This window comes from Lelliottia amnigena (genome assembly GCF_019047465.1).
Taxonomy (GTDB): Bacteria; Pseudomonadota; Gammaproteobacteria; order Enterobacterales; family Enterobacteriaceae; genus Enterobacter; species Enterobacter amnigenus.
In genome coordinates this window covers 223,967-242,159 of record NZ_CP077236.1, presented here as the reverse complement: position 1 = coordinate 242,159, position 18,193 = coordinate 223,967, and the positions used below count along the sequence as shown (strand labels likewise).

At 55.0% G+C, this 18,193-nt stretch carries 16 protein-coding genes and 1 riboswitch; of the genes, 10 read left to right on the top strand and 6 right to left on the bottom strand.

Features of this window, described 5'->3' with window-relative positions; all coding sequences use genetic code 11:
- Positions 1 to 61: 61 nt before the first annotated feature.
- From I6L74_RS01185 to I6L74_RS01175, 3 genes are all read right to left on the bottom strand, one after another.
- Positions 62 to 1,528 carry a pyridoxal phosphate-dependent decarboxylase family protein gene (locus I6L74_RS01185; RefSeq protein WP_059179226.1) on the bottom strand — a complete coding sequence of 489 codons (1,467 nt, stop codon included), beginning with the start codon at positions 1,526 to 1,528 and terminating at the stop codon, positions 62 to 64.
- A gap of 18 nt (positions 1,529 to 1,546) precedes the next feature.
- Positions 1,547 to 2,923 (bottom strand): diaminobutyrate--2-oxoglutarate transaminase, encoded by a 1,377-nt coding sequence (locus I6L74_RS01180; RefSeq protein ID WP_059179225.1) that lies wholly within the window; start codon positions 2,921 to 2,923, stop codon positions 1,547 to 1,549.
- A gap of 288 nt (positions 2,924 to 3,211) precedes the next feature.
- Positions 3,212 to 3,715: a hypothetical protein gene (locus tag I6L74_RS01175; protein ID WP_059179224.1), complete on the bottom strand. Its 504-nt coding sequence runs from the start codon at positions 3,713 to 3,715 to the stop codon at positions 3,212 to 3,214.
- 670 nt (positions 3,716 to 4,385) lie between these two features.
- Positions 4,386 to 4,482, top strand: a riboswitch (TPP riboswitch).
- A 35-nt stretch (positions 4,483 to 4,517) separates the two neighbouring features.
- Here I6L74_RS01175 and thiM point away from each other — a divergent pair.
- Genes thiM through I6L74_RS01160 form a run of 3 tightly spaced genes read left to right on the top strand, consistent with a single transcriptional unit; the run spans position 4,518 to position 6,881 of the window.
- Positions 4,518 to 5,288 carry a hydroxyethylthiazole kinase gene (gene thiM / locus I6L74_RS01170; RefSeq protein WP_059179223.1) on the top strand — a complete coding sequence of 257 codons (771 nt, stop codon included), beginning with the start codon at positions 4,518 to 4,520 and terminating at the stop codon, positions 5,286 to 5,288.
- Positions 5,285 to 6,085, top strand: coding sequence for a bifunctional hydroxymethylpyrimidine kinase/phosphomethylpyrimidine kinase (gene thiD, locus I6L74_RS01165; protein ID WP_059179222.1), 801 nt, complete (start codon positions 5,285 to 5,287; stop codon positions 6,083 to 6,085). Before thiM ends, thiD begins: the two co-directional genes overlap by 4 nt.
- A gap of 49 nt (positions 6,086 to 6,134) precedes the next feature.
- Positions 6,135 to 6,881, top strand: coding sequence for a GntR family transcriptional regulator (locus I6L74_RS01160; RefSeq protein ID WP_059179221.1), 747 nt, complete (start codon positions 6,135 to 6,137; stop codon positions 6,879 to 6,881).
- Here the strand turns inward: I6L74_RS01160 and I6L74_RS01155 are convergent.
- From I6L74_RS01155 to I6L74_RS01145, 3 genes are read right to left on the bottom strand one after another with little or no spacing between them, the layout of a single operon-like run.
- Positions 6,855 to 7,811 carry a PfkB family carbohydrate kinase gene (locus tag I6L74_RS01155; RefSeq protein ID WP_059179220.1) on the bottom strand — a complete coding sequence of 319 codons (957 nt, stop codon included), beginning with the start codon at positions 7,809 to 7,811 and terminating at the stop codon, positions 6,855 to 6,857. The genes I6L74_RS01160 and I6L74_RS01155 overlap by 27 nt on opposite strands.
- A complete protein-coding gene (locus I6L74_RS01150; RefSeq protein WP_059179219.1) occupies positions 7,808 to 8,812 on the bottom strand; it encodes an ADP-ribosylglycohydrolase family protein in 1,005 nt (334 codons plus the stop codon). Before I6L74_RS01150 ends, I6L74_RS01155 begins: the two co-directional genes overlap by 4 nt.
- On the bottom strand, positions 8,809 to 10,086 hold the full coding sequence (locus I6L74_RS01145) for a nucleoside permease (protein ID WP_059179218.1): 1,278 nt from the start codon (positions 10,084 to 10,086) through the stop codon (positions 8,809 to 8,811). Before I6L74_RS01145 ends, I6L74_RS01150 begins: the two co-directional genes overlap by 4 nt.
- 251 nt (positions 10,087 to 10,337) lie before the next feature.
- Here I6L74_RS01145 and fbaB point away from each other — a divergent pair, with 251 nt between their 5' ends.
- From fbaB to I6L74_RS01110, 7 genes are all read left to right on the top strand, one after another.
- Positions 10,338 to 11,390, top strand: a complete 1,053-nt coding sequence (gene fbaB, locus I6L74_RS01140; protein WP_059179217.1) for a class I fructose-bisphosphate aldolase — start codon at positions 10,338 to 10,340, stop codon at positions 11,388 to 11,390.
- A 402-nt stretch (positions 11,391 to 11,792) separates the two neighbouring features.
- Entirely contained in the window at positions 11,793 to 12,947 is a 1,155-nt protein-coding gene (locus I6L74_RS01135) for a mandelate racemase family protein (RefSeq protein ID WP_059179216.1), read from the top strand.
- Positions 12,948 to 12,985: 38 nt separating this feature from the next.
- The gene (locus I6L74_RS01130; protein WP_059179215.1) at positions 12,986 to 14,602 is read left to right on the top strand and encodes an ABC transporter substrate-binding protein; all 1,617 of its coding nucleotides are present in this window, start codon (positions 12,986 to 12,988) and stop codon (positions 14,600 to 14,602) included.
- A complete protein-coding gene (locus tag I6L74_RS01125; RefSeq protein WP_059179214.1) occupies positions 14,599 to 15,636 on the top strand; it encodes an ABC transporter permease in 1,038 nt (345 codons plus the stop codon). Before I6L74_RS01130 ends, I6L74_RS01125 begins: the two co-directional genes overlap by 4 nt.
- Positions 15,633 to 16,538, top strand: coding sequence for an ABC transporter permease (locus tag I6L74_RS01120; protein WP_059179213.1), 906 nt, complete (start codon positions 15,633 to 15,635; stop codon positions 16,536 to 16,538). Before I6L74_RS01125 ends, I6L74_RS01120 begins: the two co-directional genes overlap by 4 nt.
- Positions 16,510 to 17,373, top strand: coding sequence for an ABC transporter ATP-binding protein (locus tag I6L74_RS01115; protein ID WP_059179491.1), 864 nt, complete (start codon positions 16,510 to 16,512; stop codon positions 17,371 to 17,373). Before I6L74_RS01120 ends, I6L74_RS01115 begins: the two co-directional genes overlap by 29 nt.
- Positions 17,374 to 17,382: 9 nt before the next feature.
- Positions 17,383 to 18,156 (top strand): ABC transporter ATP-binding protein, encoded by a 774-nt coding sequence (locus I6L74_RS01110; protein ID WP_059179212.1) that lies wholly within the window; start codon positions 17,383 to 17,385, stop codon positions 18,154 to 18,156.
- Positions 18,157 to 18,193: the final 37 nt, after the last annotated feature.

Sequence of the window (18,193 nt, the reverse complement as noted above, 5' to 3'; positions counted from 1 at the left end):
GGGGCGCTTTCGATTGACTAAAATTGTTCCCCTCTCCATGAGAAGAGGGGAACAAGCAAGATTATTTTGCCAGAATTTCTTGCGCGGTGCGTTCTACCAGTGAAAGCAGCACGATAACATCATCCATCGTTACCGTTGGATTCAGCAGCGTCAGCTTCAGGCAGGTCACACCGTTGTGCTCGGTTACACCGACGTTCGCACGACCAGAATCGAGTAGCGCGTCACCAATTTTCTGATTCAACAATGCAATAGCCGCATCATTCAGCTCTTGCTCAGGACGGAAGCGGAACAGCACGCTTGCCAGCTGCGGCTGCATGACCAGTTCCAGTGCATTATGGTTCTGCACATACACAGCCACTTCCTGCGCCAGCGTGACGCCATGATCGATAATTGCGGCATACTGCTCCTGACCTAACGCTTCCAGGCTCATCCACAGCTTCAGCGCATCAAAGCGACGCGTGGTCTGTAATGATTTGGACACCAGGTTCGGAACGCCTTGCTCTTCGTCGAACTCAGAGTTCAGGTATGCCGCCTGGTAACGCATCAGCTCATAATGACGGGCTTCTTTCAGCAGAAACGCGCCGCAGCTGATGGTCTGGAAGAACTGCTTATGGAAGTCCAGAGTGATCGAGTCCACCAGCTCAATGCCGTCCAGATAGTCACGATATTTCTCTGACATCAGCAGCGCGCCGCCCCATGCCGCATCGACATGCACCCAAATCTGCTGTTCTGCAGCCATCTCAGCAATCGCGCGCAGCGGATCAATTGCACCCGCATCGGTAGTGCCCGCAGTTGCCACGATTGCCAGAATTTGCTCGCCGTTAGCATTGCAGTGCGCAATTTTAGCAGCCAGATCGTTCAGGTCCATACGTGAACAATCGTCTGTTTTCACCTGGATAACAGACTGATAGCCAAGACCCAACAGTGCCATATTCTTCTGCACCGAGAAGTGTGCGTTTTCAGAACATAACACGCGGATTTTGCGCAGATCGCCAACCAAACCGTCCTGCTGGATCGAATGACCTTTAGCCGCGAAGAAAGCATCGCGCGCCAGCATCAGCCCCATCAGATTGCTCTGGGTCCCGCCGCTGGTGAACACGCCTGCATCACCGGATTGATAGCCAACGCGTGTGCGCAGCCAGTCGATCAGCTTCATTTCAATAATGGTGGCTGAAGGACTTTGATCCCAGGAATCCATGCTCTGGTTAGTGGCGTTGATCAGCACTTCCGCCGCCTGGCTGACCACCAGGCTTGGGCAATGCAGATGCGCTACGCACTGTGGATGGTGCACAGACAGACTGTCTTTCAGGAAATACTCAACGGCACGCGCAATAGCCGCTTCGTTGCCGAGGCCTTTCTGCCCGAAATTCAGGGAAATGTTGTCGCGCAGTTCGGCAACGCTTTTCCCCTGATACATTTCAGACTGTTGTAGCCACTGCATAACCGCCTGAGAGCTTTGCTCGATAGCCTGCTGATAGGCCTCGATGCTCTGCGCCGATGACGACAGAATTGGGTTTGAATCAGACATCGTGTTCAATAACTCCGTTTACGCGGGGCGAACGCCCGCAGCAAGCAGGGCCTGCTCAAATTTATCCAGGAAGACCTTCAGCTCTTGCTCGTTGATCAGCAGGGACGGCAACAGACGCAGTACGACGCCATCACGGCCACCACGTTCCAGAATCAAACCGGCTTCGAAGCATTTTTTCTGAATCAGCGCGGACAACTCGCCATCGCCCGGGAAGCTACCCATATGATCAGGCGCTTCGTTTGGTTTCACGATCTCAATACCGATCATCAAACCCAGACCGCGTACGTGGCCAATCACCGGATAGCGTTTCTGCAGTTCGGCCAGTTTGCCTTTCAGCCACTCGCCCTGTGCAGCCACTTTGTCGGCAATGTTCTGATCTTTCAGGATTTTCAGCGTCGTCAGGCCGGTCGCCATCGCCAACTGATTACCACGGAAAGTACCGGTGTGATGACCTGGCGCCCAGGCATCAAACTGCTTTTTAATACCGAGAACGGCCAGCGGCAGACCGCCACCGACGGCTTTAGACATAACGATGATATCTGGCTCGATACCGGCGTGTTCAAAGGCGAAGAACTTACCAGTACGTGCAAAGCCCGCCTGAACTTCATCAAGGATCAGCAGAATGCCGTGTTCCTGAGTCACTTTACGAATGCGTTGCAGCCACTCAGCCGGAGCCGGGTTCACGCCGCCTTCACCCTGAACGGCTTCCAGAATCACGGCCGCAGGTTTACGCACGCCGCTTTCAACGTCGTTGATCAGGTTGTCGAAATAGTAAGTCAGCGCTTTCACGCCCGCGTCACCACCAATGCCCAGCGGGCAGCGGTACTGGTGCGGATAAGGCATGAACTGCACTTCAGGCATCATGTTATCGACCGCTTCTTTCGGTGACAGGTTACCTGTCACGGACAGCGCGCCGTGGGTCATGCCGTGATAGCCGCCGGAGAAGCTAATAATGCTGCTACGGCCGGTCACTTTTTTCGCCAGCTTCAGCGCAGCTTCAACGGCGTCAGCGCCGGATGGGCCGGTGAATTGCAGGCAATATTCTTTACCCTGACCAGGGAGCAGAGAGAGCAGGTATTCAGAAAACTCGTCTTTCAACGGAGTTGTCAGATCCAGTGTATGTAACGGCAAGCCGCTGGTAATGACATTTTGGATGCTTTTCAGCACATCAGGATGGTTATGGCCAAGCGCGAGGGTGCCAGCGCCTGCAAGACAGTCAAGGTATTCTTTATTATCTGCATCGGTAATCCATACGCCGTCTGCTTTAGTAATCGCTAAAGGCAGCTTGCGAGGATAACTCCTGACGTTCGATTCAAACTCGGCCTGACGGGCCAGATAGGTTTCGTTGCTTTTGTGGGCATCTACGGTGTCAATACGGACTTTATCCGTCATCATATCACTCCTACAACCGGGGCTGTCTTATACGCCTCGATTGAATTAATAGTTAGTTAAGGATGGGTCAGGTAAAAAACGCGGCCAATATAGAGCCTTTTGGCGCGTGGCTCAATGGTTAATTTGTTTACTGTTTTGTTACAATGTAAAGGTGTTGGGGAAGGGGAAGTAAGACGATGTTTTTGCTGTGGTTTTATTGTATCAAAACACAGAAAAAAATCTCACAGATCCACACACTCAAAAGCCGCGCTGATGAAAGCGAAAAAGGCGGCTTTTTCAGCCGCCCATTCGTTACTTCTGAATGACCTGAAGTAATCCATTATCTCTGCCCTGCGTCTTATTCCATGACGCATCGGTAATTCCGTTTTCGTCCAGGGTAATAGAGAGAACATATCCCGCGCCTTTAATTTCGTAAGCATTGGCATTGAAACGTTTTACTGTGGCTTTTTTGCCATTAATAGTGGCAGTAAAGAAGCCATTACTGGCCGTTGCATGAATTCCATTTGCCGAGAATGACGCTTCACGTAATGGATCGGCAACGTGTGCGGCCTGCGCATGTTGATCTACACCATGATGATGATGCTTATTATCATATTGCTGCGCGTATACATCTGAACGGTTGTACGCATTCTGAAGTGCTGCGGCGCGGATAACATTTTGATTATCATGCTCAACTTTATAACACGTATCCAGGCTTACACCCGTACTTGTGCAATTGGCAATGCGCTGTGATTCTGTCGTACAACCCGAAAGCGTCGCCGCGCATACCAATACCGCTAATATCATCTTCATCATTCATTGATCCTAATATATTTTTATAAAACGACACTGTGAAATAACCTGGCTGTTTCCAGGTTTTTTGTAGTGGTCAGGCATTTAAAGTGGTTATTTCCATAATGACGAGACAATGAAATCCCAGTCATTGGCTGATGCAATTTTCTGCCATATTGCTAACCGTATTTTTATATATCACGCCGATAAAAATCCCTGTGCCGACTAGGGAAATTGATACGATTGCCGAGGCAATAATAAGTTTTAACATTTGCTACCATATTATTAGAAATCATTCGGTCTATAGCGGCTCTTACACAGAAACTAAGTGGTTACCTTGGGCAACTATCCCGTAATTCGCTTCCACTGCATTTGATTTAGATCACGTAATATACGAATGAATAAGTAATTATGGGTTGATTGATTATTAAATATGATGTTGTTTTAATTGGCTTTATTTTGTTTGTAATAGTCTGAAGAGTTGGGCGTGAATAGGGTTTTGTTCATGGATGAAAGATTATTAACCCTAAGAAATCAAGGATATTTAATGTTTACATATATAGGGAATGACACTACCTAAGTACGCCTGAAATAATAAATGTTTACAGCATTTTATGCTCGGGAAAGAGGGGGCTAAGACGCTTGCTTAAGATAATCACTTCCTCTACGCTGTCCCGATTACTGAAGTTTTAGGTAATTTGACTCGGGGTGCCCTTCTTTGTGAAGGCTGAGAAATACCCGTACCACCTGATCTGGATAATGCCAGCGTAGGGAAGTCAGGTGACTTTTAGGGTTATCGCTTCTTCGCGCAAGGCAGGAGCGAAATATGCAGCTTGACCGACTCGATTTACACGCCTTACATCACTTCCGCACGCGTTCCCCGCTCACACACTGCATGACCAACGATGTGGTGCAAACCTTTACGGCCAACGTTTTGCTGGCACTTGGCGCGTCTCCCGCAATGGTGATTGAAGCCGAAGAGGCTGAGCAATTTGCCGCGATGGCTGATGCTTTACTGATCAACGTCGGAACGCTGACCGCGCCGCGCGCGCAGGCGATGCGTCGGGCAATTGAAAGTGCGGTGGCCGCTGGGAAACCGTGGACGTTGGATCCCGTCGCCGTGGGTGCGCTTGCGTACCGCACCCGTTTTTGCCAGCAAATCCTCACACTCAAACCTGCGGCGATCCGCGGTAATGCCTCGGAAATTCTCGCGCTTGCCGGTATGAGCGCCGGTGGGCGAGGCGTTGACACCACCGATACCGCTTCCAGCGCCTTGCCTGCCGCGATAGCCCTTGCCCGACAGACCAATGCCATTGTCGCGGTGACGGGCGAAGTGGATTACATCACCGATGGGCAACGCACGCAGACCATCACCGGGGGCGATGTGATGATGACGCGCGTCGTGGGGACCGGCTGTGCGCTATCGGCCGTTGTCGCGGCAAGCTGTTCATTGCCTGGCGACCGGCTGGACAATGTTGCCGCGGCATGCGGGTTTATGAAACACGCCGGAAGCGTGGCTATCAAACAAAGCCGTGGACCGGGAAGCTTTGCCTGCACATTTATTGACGCACTCTGGAACCTGGAGGCGCAGGCATGAAACGTATCAACGCATTAACCATTGCTGGCACCGATCCGAGTGGTGGTGCCGGGATTCAGGCGGATCTGAAAACATTCTCCGCCCTTGGGGCGTATGGCTGCTCGGTCATTACCGCACTGGTGGCGCAAAATACGCGCGGCGTGCAGTCGGTGTATCGTATCGAACCGGATTTTGTCGGTGCACAACTGGACTCTGTGTTCAGCGATGTCCGCATTGATTCCACCAAAATCGGCATGCTGGCAGAGGCGGATATCGTGGAAGCGGTCGCGGAGCGCCTCAAACATTATCGCGTTAAAAACGTGGTACTTGATACGGTGATGCTGGCGAAAAGTGGCGATCCGCTGCTATCTCCCGCTGCTGTCGAAACTCTGCGAAAACACCTTCTGCCACACGTCGCGCTGATCACGCCAAATTTGCCGGAGGCGGCGGCGCTGCTGGATGCGCCTCATGCCCGTACCGAGCACGAGATGAAAGAGCAGGGGCGCGCACTTCTGGCGCTTGGCTGCGAGGCAGTGCTGATGAAAGGCGGCCATCTTGACGATCCTGAGAGCCCGGACTGGCTCTTCACGCGTGAGAGTATCCAGCGATTCACCGCGCCACGCGTCATGACCAAAAACACCCATGGTACCGGCTGCACGCTATCGGCAGCGCTGTCTGCACTCCGCCCACGTCATGATAGTTGGGAGGATACGGTGAAGGAGGCCAAAATTTGGCTATCGCGCGCGCTGGAAAAAGCTGACAGTCTCGAAGTCGGTCACGGTATTGGCCCGGTTCACCATTTTCATGCGTGGTGGTAATGCCCCGAACGAGTATACTGGATAAGGATTTTCGGCCTGGAAAAGAGAGATGGAACAAGCGCATACCCGATTAATTGCTCAGCTAAATGAACGTATTGCGGCAGCGGATAATACTCCGCTATACCTTAAGTTCGCCGAGACGGTAAAAAACGCCGTCCGTAGCGGCGCGCTGGAGCATGGCAATATTTTGCCGGGTGAGCGCGATTTGAGCCAACTGACCGGTGTGTCACGCATCACCGTGCGTAAAGCGATGCAGGCGCTGGAAGAAGAGGGCGTGGTGACGCGCGCCCGCGGTTACGGGACGCAAATCAACAATATCTTTGAATACTCGCTGAAAGAGGCGCGCGGATTTTCTCAGCAGGTTGTGTTGCGGGGCAAAAAACCTGACACGCTGTGGGTCAACAAGCGGATCGTGAAATGCCCGGATGACGTGGCGGGGGAATTGTCCATCGCTCCGCAAAGTGACGTTTTCATGCTTAAACGCATTCGCTACGTGGACGAAGATGCAGTCTCCATTGAAGAGTCCTGGGTTCCGGTTGGACTCATTCACGACCCCGATGCGATTGGCATTTCACTGTATGACTATTTCCGTAGCCAAAACGTTTTCCCGCAGCGCACGCGCTCTCGCGTGAGCGCCCGGATGCCGGACAGTGAGTTCCAGAAGCATATCAACATGGACGAAAAAATTCCGGTGCTGGTGATCAAGCAGGTTGCGCTTGACCAGCAACACCGGCCCATTGAGTACAGCATCAGCTACTGCCGAAGCGATTTATATGTCTTTGTGTGCGAGGAGTAATGCCTCGCGCGTCGGCGCACAGTCGCCGCCGCGGTGACTGACGACCCACGCCGCCACTGCATTTCCCAGCGCGACAGCATCAGCAAAGCCCCAGCCCGCCGCTAGCCCTGCAAGCGTTCCGCCCGCGTGGCTGTCGCCTGCCCCGATCGTGTCCACCACGGTTGCGGGAAACGCCGCCACATGCCCGGTGTTTTCGCCGTCGTAATACCACGCGCCGTCTTTGTCATAACGCACAATCAGCGGGCAGCCATAGCGCTTCTGCCAGGCTTTGCCCAGTGACGCGTCATCAGCGCCAATGCACGCGGCGGCGATATGCGCCTCCTGACGGTTAAGCGAAACAATCGGTTTGCAGGCCATAATCCGCGCCATTAATGCATCCGGAATATCTTCGAAGCGCGGGCCGAAATCGATAAACGGGGTGACGTCGTGCAGTTGCTCCAGCCAGCGGGTGAGCAACTCACCACAGGGTGCGGCCAGCTGATAGCCGGATAAATAGACCAGGCTTTTTGCGGGCACAACGAGTGTGTCCAGCCAGCGCTGCTGCCACTGATTTTCCACACCGCTGAACGACATAAACGTGCGCTCGCCGTCTGGCTCAACCAGCGCCAGGCACCAGCCGTTATCGCCCGTTTCGGCTTCCACCGCGCTGTGCAGATCCTGTGTTGCCATCGCGTTGCGAATGATATCTGCCCAAACGCCATGCCCCACCGGCAGCGCGTTTTGCGCGTCAATACCCAGACGTTTCAGCGCGATGGCAATATTCAGCGCGCATCCGCCAATATTAACGCCCTGTTGCTTAAGCTCAATATCGCAGCCGCGCCAGGGCAGGGCGTAAGCGTCGGCGATCACGTCGATGACCGCTGCGCCCAGAACCGTCACCGGACGCTGTGCTGTTAGCGACTCAAGACGGCGGGAAAATCCTGTGTTCATGTGCCCTCTCTTTGTTCCCGATAGTGCAGCAGTTTTTCGCTGTAATACTCAAAATTGAGCTGATTGACCGCATCCAGTTCAGCTTTAAATTCCGGGTTAATGGCCTGAACACCGTGTAATGCGCCACAAATGGCCGTTGCCATTGCCCCGATGGTGTCCGTATCGCCGCCGAGATTGGCGCACAATATGGCACAGCGATTGGGGTCGGTGCCGGCAAGTTCTACCATCGCAATTGCAGCCGGAACGGATTCGATCGTGCTGGTTCCAGCGCCGATCAGCTGATAAATCCGCTCGCTGGCGGATTCGATGCCGTTGGCTTCACGCACGGTTTTTAGCGCCAGTTCGAGACGTGCCGCCAGCGACGCGCTAAAGGTCGTAACGTTGGACTCTTGAGCGTAGCGCGCAATGCCGGGTAGGGCGTCGACAATGTTCTGCCAGCACTCGCCGTCTATCGCGCGGGAAATCGCCCACGAAATCACTACCGCACCGGCAATCGCCAGATCCGATTTGTGCGTCGGGCTGGATGCAAGCGCAACCTGACCCACAAAATGCTCAAGACGGGTGACCGGGAGCAGGCAGCCCAGCGGTGAGGCGCGCATCGCCGCACCGTTCGTCACGCCGTTATTTTCCAGTTCACTGACGGGCTTCCCGTCGCGAATGGCGTTCAACGCAATTTTAGACGTCGGGCCGAGCACATTTTTGTTGAAGGCATCGAACCGGTTTGCCCACAGCAGGATGTGCTTCCCAATGGTGTCAGCATGAATCTGTCCGTCGCACTCGATGATGGCATCGGCCAGCGCCAGTGCCATGGAGGTATCATCGGTAAACTCCGCGCGACCAAAATAGCAGGCGGCGTTGTTCTCTGCAGGTCCCGGCAAAAAGCGGTCTATCCAGCCGAAGTGCGCTTTGACACGGCTGCGCGGCCACAGCTCCGACGGCATGCCCATTGCGTCTCCCAGCGTCTGCCCATAAAGGGCACCGAGAATACGATCTGCTTTCATTTAACTTCCCCTCGTGTCAGCGCGGTATCGCCATCAACCACCTCAATTGCGGTGATCTCTTTATCCGATTCGCGGAAAAACAGCATAAACAGCACGGCGATAACGGCGATCATGATGCCGCCGAACGCCCACATTCCGGCCCAGTTGAAGGTCAACCCATTCACCGGCTCTTTATAAGCAAACATTTTTTCCATCATCACGCCGCCCAGGCGGTAGCCTAAAAGACTGCCAAAACCCTGACAGCACAGCGTGATCAATCCTTGCGCGGCGGTGCGCATATGCACTGGCGCTTTCTTATCCACGTAGATATAGGCGGTGACGTAATAGAAGTCGTAGCTCACACCGTGCAGCAAAATACCGAGGAACAGCAGGCCGTAGGTGAAGTACTCGTCCGCACCGCCAAAGACGAAAAAGGCGTAACGGATGGCGGCGGTGATAAGACCTAATAACAGAACCTTTTTGATACCAAAGCGCTTGGTAAAAAACGGCAGCGCCAGCATAAAGAAGATCTCGGAGAACTGGCCGAGCGTCATCCAGCCGGTGGCATTTTTCATGCCGACTTCAGTGAGATACCCGTTAGCGAAGATGTAATAAAACGCCAGCGGCATTGCGAACAGGAATGAACAGAAGAAGAACACCAGGAAATTTTTGTCGCGCAGCAGGATCAACGCGTCCAGCCCCAGCATGACTTTAATGTCCATTTTCCCCGTGCTCTTCGGCGGCGTGTTGGGCAGGAACAGCGCGAAGACACCCAGTACGACAGAGCTCGCTGCCGTCATAAGCAGTGGAATATTGGTATCAGAAATATCGTTATAACCCATCATTTGCGGTAAGAACCCGCAGGCCAGACCCGACGCAATCCAGCCAATTGTGCCCATCACGCGGATGCGCGGGAAGTCGGCTTCCACATCGTCCACGTTGGAGAAGGCGATGCTGTTGGTCAGCGCGATGGTTGGCATGTAGGTCAGTGAATAGGCCAGCAGAAGCGGGAAGAAGCTGCTGAATTCGGTTTGCTGTGCGGCGAAATAAATCAAGGCAGCACCAACAAACATCAGCAGCGACAATACTTTTTGCGCGGCAAAGAAACGGTCGGTCAGGGAGCCAACAAGAATCGGCGAGAGGATGGCAGCGATGGCGGTACAGGCGTAAGACCAGCCAATTTCGCCAGCGGTAAAGCCGCTTTTGCTCAGCCACAGCCACAGCGGCACAAACCAGGCGCCCCAGATAAACCATTCAACAAACATCATGAATGACAGTTGGACTTTCGTTTTCATTATTTAATCCTGCATGTCAGAGAGGGTACGCCTTTAACATACCATTCAATAATACCTTTTAAATACCTTTGTGGTGAATGTTTGATCAATGTAACAGTTTTGTTGTACACGAAACGCGCCAGCACAGTGTGCTGAAAAAAAGCGCAGGCGGTGGAAATTCTGCTGTGTCGGTACCAGGCTTAGTCTGCCCATGAAATTTGGGTTTGGTTCACTCGCTCCGACATGACGTCGGAACTTACGGGAGCATCACTATGACTGATATTGCGCAGTTGCTTGGCAAAGACGCCGACAGCCTTTTACAGCATCGTTGTATGACTATTCCAGCCGAGCAGCTCTATCTGCCGGGCCATGATTACGTTGACCGCGTCATGATTGATAACAACCGGCCACCGGCAGTGCTGCGGAACATGCAGACGCTTTACAACACCGGACGGCTGAGCGGAATCGGCTACCTGTCCATTTTGCCCGTTGACCAGGGCGTGGAGCACTCTGCTGGCGCATCATTTGCCGCGAATCCGCTCTATTTTGATCCAAAAAATATTGTTGAGCTGGCGATAGAAGCCGGCTGTAACTGTGTCGCGTCGACCTACGGCGTGCTGGCTTCGGTGTCACGTCGCTACGCACACCGCATTCCATTCCTCGTTAAGCTCAACCATAACGAGACGCTGAGTTATCCCACTGAATATGACCAAACGCTGTATGCCAGCGTGGAGCAGGCTTTTAACATGGGTGCGGTGGCGGTCGGGGCGACCATTTACTTTGGTTCTGAGCAGTCGCGTCGGCAGATTGAAGAGATCTCCGCAGCCTTTGAGCGCGCGCACGAGCTGGGTATGGTGACCGTGCTGTGGGCGTATCTGCGTAATAATGCGTTCAAGAAAGACGGCGTGGATTATCACGTCTCTGCAGACCTTACCGGTCAGGCCAACCATCTTGCGGCCACCATCGGCGCAGATATCGTGAAGCAAAAAATGGCTGAAAATAACGGCGGCTACAAAGCGGTGAATTTTGGCTATACGGACGACCGCGTCTACAGCAAATTGACCAGCGATAACCCCATCGATCTGGTGCGCTACCAGCTTGCGAACTGCTATATGGGGCGGGCCGGCTTGATTAACTCCGGCGGTGCGGCAGGCGGTGAAACCGATTTAACCGATGCGGTACGGACGGCGGTTATCAACAAACGCGCTGGTGGGATGGGGCTGATCCTCGGTCGAAAAGCGTTTAAAAAGACGATGGCCGATGGCGTTAAGCTGATAAATGCGGTGCAGGATGTCTATCTGGATAGCAAAGTGACGATTGCGTAAATTTCCCCTCACCCTAACCCTCTCCCGGTGGGAGAGGGAATCGCCCGGCGCACTCTTTTCTCCCTCAATTTTCCTCTCACACTATTCTTCTGCAACGGAGAGAAGTACTGCTCAGTGCTTTCTCCCTCTCCCGTGGGAGAAGGGCGGGGTGAGGGCACCAGACCGCACGGTTAAAATCCGAAACCCAATTTCATTTCAGTCAAACTCGCCGCCCGATCCACTTCACAGTTCTCTGTCCTTTTGTGAAAAGTATCACTCCCTCCCGTGCATATGCACAATAAATGGCCGATGCTTAGCGGAATTTGTCTAAGGCCGTGGATGAATTTTGCGCTTAAAGTTAGTTTCGAAACAGCTTTTCAAATTACGACGTCGCTCTGACCTCTGTTGTGTTAAGGACTGATAATGAAAATTGAATCTGTAAACGTCACCGTCTTCCAGTATCCCACGCGTCGGGTGTCCGACACCGCCGGGCACTCGCATCCTGGACCTGAAAGCATGGCCAAAATGGCGATGCTGACGATTACCGCAGACGATGGCACTAAAGGGTATTCATTTGCACCGCCGGAAGTGGTGCGCCCTTTTGTTGTGAATACCTTCTTTCGTAAAGTGCTGGTCGGCCAGGATGCGTTCAACCGCGAACGCATCTGGCAGGATCTGGCGCACTGGCAGCGCGGCAGCGCGCATCAGCTTACCGAACGCGCCCTGTCGTTTGTGGAGCAAGCGCTGTGGGATCTGATCGGTCGCAAACTGAATATGCCCGTGTGGAAACTATTGGGCGGGTTCCGCGATAAAGTGCCTGCGTACGGCAGCACCATGTGCGGTGACGATCTGCCGGGTGGCCTCTCGACGCCGGACGAATACGCAAGCTTTGCTGAAAAACTGGTGGCGCGCGGTTATAAAGCCATCAAGCTGCACACCTGGATGCCGCCGGTTTCTTTCGCGCCAAACCCCAAAATGGACGTCAAAGCGTGCGCTGCCGTGCGTGAAGCGGTCGGTCCGGATATCGACCTGATGATCGACGGCTATCACTGGTACAGCCGTACCGAAGCGCTGTACATCGGCAAAGAGCTGGAGAAACTCGACTTTGCCTGGTTCGAAGAACCGATGGAAGAAGAGAGCATGTCCTCTTACGCCTGGCTTGCTGAAAACCTGTCCATCCCAATCATTGGCCCGGAAAGCCTCGGCGGAAAACACCACAGCCGCGCCGACTGGGTTAAGGCGGGTGCGTGCGACATCTTACGCGCAGGCGCAAACGGTGTGGGCGGCATTTCCCCGACGCTCAAAGTGGCGAACCTTGCTGAGTCGTTTGGCATGGATTGCGAAGTCCACGGCAACGGCGCTGCAAGCCTGGCAGTTATCGGTGCCATCAAGAACTGCCGCTGGTACGAACGCGGTCTGTTGCATCCGTTCCTGGATTACGATGAACCCGCCGCCTACCTCAACAGTATCGTCGATCCGATGGATGAAAACGGCATTGTCAGCCTGCCGACTGGCCCAGGACTGGGCGAAGACATTAATTTTGCGTATATCGAAAACAATACCGTCAGCCACGACTGACACATAACGATATCTCACCCTACAAACGGTATACACAGATGAACAAAAACTCCCTCACGGGGGCGTGTTTACTCGCGCTCTCGCTGATGATGGGGAGCGGTGCGGCGTACGCAAAAACGCCGCCCGACCAGCTCATCATCGGTATGAATATGAACAACCTGCTGACGCTCGACCCGGCCGCCATGACCGGGAACGAAGTGGTCGGCATCGTGGTGAATCTCTACGATTCGCTGGTGGAACTCGATCCAAACCAGCTCACCAACGTCAGGCCCGCGCTGGCGAAACGCTGGGATATCGCCCCTGACCGCAAAACCCTGACCTTCCATCTGCGTGATGACGTCAAATTCCATTCCGGCAACCCGCTCACCGCACAGGACGTGGTGTGGTCGATGCGCCGTCTGCTGCACCTTAATCTGGCGCAGGCCTCGGTATGGAAATCCTATGGCTTCAGTAAAAAAAATATCGACCAGCAGATCAGCGCGCCGGACGACTACACGGTCCAGATCGTGTTGCCGAAAGCCAACGATCCCCAGCTGGTGATTTACTCTCTCGGCGCGCTGGGCAACCTGGGCGTGCTCGACAGCAAAACGGTGCAAACCCATGAGGTCAATAACGACTGGGGCAACCGCTGGCTGACAACGAACGAAGCCGGGTCAGGGCCGTTTATGCTCGACATCTGGCAGGCGAAGGACGTGCTGCGGATGCAGCGTAATCCGCACTACTGGCGCGAACAGCCGAAGATGAACCGCGTTGTGCTGCGCCATTTCCAGGAATCACAAACCCTGCGCCTGATGATTGAAAAAGGCGATTTGGATATTGCCAATAATATGGCCGTCTCCGACATCAACGCCCTGCGTAAAGACCCAAACCTCACGGTTGAAGCCGTGCAAAAAGGGACGGTGTATTACGTGGCGATGAGCATGAAAGAGGCGCATTTCGCGAACCCTAAAGTGCGTGAAGCGGTGCGTTATCTGATCGATTATCAGGGCATCAATAAGGCGCTGATGCCGGGATATGGCGTACTGCATCAGCGGCCGATTAAAGCCGGAATGCCGTCGACGCTGCCGGATCCGGGCTACAAGCTGGATATCCCGCGCGCCAAAAAACTGCTGGCGGAAGCAGGTTATCCGGAAGGATTTGACACCACGCTGCGCGTACTGGCCGATCAGCCGTTTTTGAATATCGCCATCGCGGTGCAGTCGACGCTGATGCAGGCGGGGATCAACGCCAAAATCATCACCGGCACCGGGAACCAGATTTACGGCGCAATGCGCGAGCGTAAATTCGATCTGCTGGTCGGGCGCGGCGGCAGCGGCGTGGAGCCACATCCGCATTCCAGCCTGCGTGCGCTGGTCTACAACCCTGACAACAGCGACGAAGCGCGGCTGACCAACTTCCAGGGCTGGCGCACCAGTTTCTACGATAAACCGCTGAATGAGATGATCGACAAAGCGCTGCTTGAGCGCGATCCGAAACAGCAAATTGCCGATTACCAGCAAATCCAGGTACGCTACGACGAGCTGATCCCGGCGATGATTCCGCTCTCGCAAATGGTCGATTCCGTGGTGGTGCGTAATGAAGTCAAAAACTTCCAGTCGCACCCGTCAGCCACCACGTTCCTGCGCGAAGTGTATAAAACCGGAGGTGACAAATGAGCGTTGCGATCCTCTCTCCCGGCTCGCGTACCCGTCGTTTTTCGAAGCGACTGACGCAGGTGCTGATCACGCTGTTTGGCCTGCTGGTGCTGACGTTTTTTATCGGCCGCGTAATGCCGGTCGATCCGGTGCTGGCGATTGTCGGCCCGGATGCCGACCACAGCACCTATCAGCAGGTGTATCAGCAGTTAGGCTTTGATAAGTCGCTGCTGACGCAGTTCGGCATTTATCTGAACAATCTCCTGCATGGTGATCTGGGCAATGCGCTGCTCACCGGTAAACCGGTGACTGACGATATCATGCGCGTCTTCCCGGCCACGCTGGAGCTGGCCACCATGGCGATTATCGTCGGCGCAGGGCTTGGCATTCCGCTGGGCGTGCTGGCGGCAGCCCGTCGCAACAGCCTTTCCGATTACGTGGTCCGTATCATTAGCCTGGCGGGGTATTCCACACCGATCTTCTGGGTCGGGATGATGGGGCTGCTGCTGTTCTACGCCTGGCTCGGTTGGGTGGGCGGGGCCGGACGGCTTGATTTGGGGCTGGACGGTATCGTGCCGCGTCGTACCGGATTAATGACCGTCGATGCACTGCTGGCGGGCAACAGCGCGGTGTTCTGGAACGCGATAAACCATCTGGTACTGCCTGCGTCCTTGCTCGGATTTCACTCGCTGGCCTACATCAGCCGTATGACCCGCAGCTTTATGCTGGCGCAGCTGTCGCAGGAGTTCATCATCACGGCGCGCGTGAAAGGCTTAACCGAGCGTCAGGTTATCTGGAATCACGCGTTCCGCAATATTCTGGTACAGCTCCTGACCGTCGTGGCGCTGGCCTACGGCTCTTTGCTTGAAGGTGCGGTCCTGATTGAAACCGTCTTCTCCTGGCCGGGCTTTGGCTCGTATCTCACCGGCAGTTTACTGCTCGGCGATATGAACGCGGTGATGGGTTGTGTGCTGCTGGTGGGGCTGATCTTCGTGATGCTCAACCTGCTCTCCGACATGTTGTATCAATTCTTCGACCCGAGGACGAAATCATGACCGTTTCTCTGGATACGCCGCTGGGGGCACGCAACAGCGAAAGCCGTCAGCGTATTAAACGTACGGCTCTGCGCGCCGCAGGATTTGTAGGCAAAATGGCGCGCAATCCGCTGACCGCGATTGGCGGCGGAATTGTTCTGCTCCTGCTGATTGTCGCGGCGTTTGCTCCGTGGATCGCGCCGTACAATCCGCTGGTTCAGGATCTCAACAATGCGCTGGTCGCGCCGAACGCGCAGCACTGGTTTGGCACCGACGAATTCGGTCGCGATATCTTTAGCCGGTTGGTCTATGGCTCGCGTATCACGCTTTACATCGTGCTGCTGGTGTCGGTTACCGTGGGGCCGCTGGGCCTGTTGCTGGGCGTCACCGCCGGGTATTTCGGTGGCAAAGTCGATGCGGTGCTGATGCGCGTGACCGACATTTTCATCTCGTTCCCAAGCCTCGTTCTGGCGCTGGCGTTTGTCGCCGCGCTGGGGCCAGGGCTTGAGCACGTGGTCATCGCGATTACGATCACTGCATGGCCGCCGATTGCCCGTCTGGCACGTGCCGAAACGCTCTCACTGCGTCAGGCTGATTTTATCTCCGCCGTGCGTTTGCAGGGGGCGTCCGCGCCACGCGTGCTGTGGCGACATATCGTGCCGCTGTGTCTGCCGTCGGTCATTATCCGCATCACCATGAATATGGCCGGGATCATCCTGACCGCTGCCGGGCTGGGCTTCCTTGGGCTTGGCGCACAGCCGCCGGAGCCGGAGTGGGGCGCAATGATTTCCAGCGGGCGCACCTACATGATGGAGTGCTGGTGGGTAGTGACTATTCCGGGGCTGGCGATTTTGATCAACAGCCTGGCGTTTAACTTCTTAGGAGATGGCCTACGTGACATCCTCGATCCTCGCAGCGAATAATGCACCTCTGCTCGACGTGCGCGATCTCCACGTCGATTTTATCAACGGCGGCGCGGTCACCCACGCGGTGCGCGGCGTCTCCTTCCAGCTCGGACGCGAAAAGCTGGCAATTGTCGGCGAATCAGGTTCCGGTAAATCCACGGTCGGGCGCGCACTATTACGCCTGCACCCGGCGAAAGCCCGTATCAGCGCCACGCGCATGCAGTTTGGCGATGTGGATCTTCAGCGCGTCAGCGAGGCGCAAATGCGCGGCATTCGCGGCAAGCGCATCTCGATGATCATGCAGGACCCGAAATACTCGCTCAATCCGGTGGTTTGCGTCGGCAACCAGATTGCTGAAGCCTGGCTGACGCACCATCCTGGTCGCAAAGCCGAGGCCAAGGCCAAAGTGCTGGAGATGCTCGATGTGGTGCGCATCCGCCAGCCGGAGCGGGTGTATAACCTTTATCCGCATGAAATTTCCGGCGGTCAGGGGCAGCGCATCATGATTGCGATGATGCTCATCACCGACCCGGATCTGGTGATCGCCGACGAACCAACATCCGCGCTGGATGTGTCCGTGCGTTTGCAGGTGCTGGGGTTGCTGGACGATCTGGTGAAATCGCGTGGTCTGGGGCTGATTTTTATCAGCCATGACATCAACCTGGTACGCAGTTTCTGCGACCGTGTGCTGGTGATGTACGCCGGGCGGGTGGTGGAATCCATCGCTGCCTGCGATCTGCATAACGCCAAACATCCGTACACGCAGGGCCTGATCAACGCGCTGCCGGAACTTAACCATCGCCGTCCGACGTTACCCGTCATGCAGCGTCAGGCCAGCTGGCTCACCGAGTAAGGAGCAGAGATGATCGAGATTAAACACCTCAACCTCGCGTTTGGCGAAGGTGAGAAGCGTAATCAGGTGCTGGACGACGTGAACATTCACGTCAAGGAAGGGGAGATTTACGGACTGGTGGGCGAATCGGGTTCCGGTAAAACCACGGTACTGAAATGCCTCGCCGGTCTGTTTACCCACTGGGACGGGGAGCTGGCAATCAACGGCAAACCCCTGGAGAAGCGCATCAGCCAGGAACGCTGCCGTCGCGTGCAGATGGTGTTTCAGGATCCGTACGGCTCGTTGCATCCGCGCCATACCATCGGTGACATTCTGGAGGAACCGCTACAAATTCAGGGCATGAATGACCGGGATCGCCGCATCCACGGTTTGCTGGACAAAGTGGGACTCAACCGGGCGTTTCGCGATCGCTATCCGCACCAGCTTTCGGGCGGCCAACGACAGCGCGTGGCGATTGCCCGGGCGTTGATTCTGGAACCGCAGGTGCTGCTGCTGGATGAGCCGACGTCAGCGCTGGATGTCTCCGTGCAGGCCGAGATCCTGAATTTATTGGCGGATTTGCAGCGCGAATCCAATCTCACTTATCTGATGGTGACGCACGATTTGGGGGTGATTGCGCATCTGTGCCAGAAAGTGGCCGTGATGCAGTACGGCAAAATTCTGGAAACCTTGACCGTTGATGAGCTGGTGGCTGGCAATGCCAAAACCGACTATACCCGCATGCTGGTGAATGCCAGCCAGCAGTACAGTCGTGAAATGGCGCGTGAAGTGGCGGTGTATTAAAACGATGATTCCCTCTCCGCGCGGGAGAGGGGACTTT

Excerpts from the sequence above, each read along its gene's own strand:
- I6L74_RS01130 (WP_059179215.1), top strand. The coding sequence starts at position 12,986 with ATGAACAAAAACTCCCTCACGGGGGCGTGTTTACTCGCGCTCTCGCTG.
- I6L74_RS01145 (WP_059179218.1), bottom strand. The coding sequence starts at position 10,086 with ATGAAAACGAAAGTCCAACTGTCATTCATGATGTTTGTTGAATGGTTT.
- I6L74_RS01110 (WP_059179212.1), top strand. The coding sequence starts at position 17,383 with ATGATCGAGATTAAACACCTCAACCTCGCGTTTGGCGAAGGTGAGAAG.
- thiD (WP_059179222.1), top strand. The coding sequence starts at position 5,285 with ATGAAACGTATCAACGCATTAACCATTGCTGGCACCGATCCGAGTGGT.
- I6L74_RS01175 (WP_059179224.1), bottom strand. The coding sequence starts at position 3,715 with ATGATGAAGATGATATTAGCGGTATTGGTATGCGCGGCGACGCTTTCG.
- I6L74_RS01155 (WP_059179220.1), bottom strand. The coding sequence starts at position 7,811 with ATGAACACAGGATTTTCCCGCCGTCTTGAGTCGCTAACAGCACAGCGT.
- I6L74_RS01135 (WP_059179216.1), top strand. The coding sequence starts at position 11,793 with ATGAAAATTGAATCTGTAAACGTCACCGTCTTCCAGTATCCCACGCGT.
- thiM (WP_059179223.1), top strand. The coding sequence starts at position 4,518 with ATGCAGCTTGACCGACTCGATTTACACGCCTTACATCACTTCCGCACG.
- I6L74_RS01185 (WP_059179226.1), bottom strand. The coding sequence starts at position 1,528 with ATGTCTGATTCAAACCCAATTCTGTCGTCATCGGCGCAGAGCATCGAG.
- I6L74_RS01150 (WP_059179219.1), bottom strand. The coding sequence starts at position 8,812 with ATGAAAGCAGATCGTATTCTCGGTGCCCTTTATGGGCAGACGCTGGGA.
- I6L74_RS01160 (WP_059179221.1), top strand. The coding sequence starts at position 6,135 with ATGGAACAAGCGCATACCCGATTAATTGCTCAGCTAAATGAACGTATT.
- fbaB (WP_059179217.1), top strand. The coding sequence starts at position 10,338 with ATGACTGATATTGCGCAGTTGCTTGGCAAAGACGCCGACAGCCTTTTA.
- I6L74_RS01125 (WP_059179214.1), top strand. The coding sequence starts at position 14,599 with ATGAGCGTTGCGATCCTCTCTCCCGGCTCGCGTACCCGTCGTTTTTCG.
- I6L74_RS01120 (WP_059179213.1), top strand. The coding sequence starts at position 15,633 with ATGACCGTTTCTCTGGATACGCCGCTGGGGGCACGCAACAGCGAAAGC.
- I6L74_RS01180 (WP_059179225.1), bottom strand. The coding sequence starts at position 2,923 with ATGATGACGGATAAAGTCCGTATTGACACCGTAGATGCCCACAAAAGC.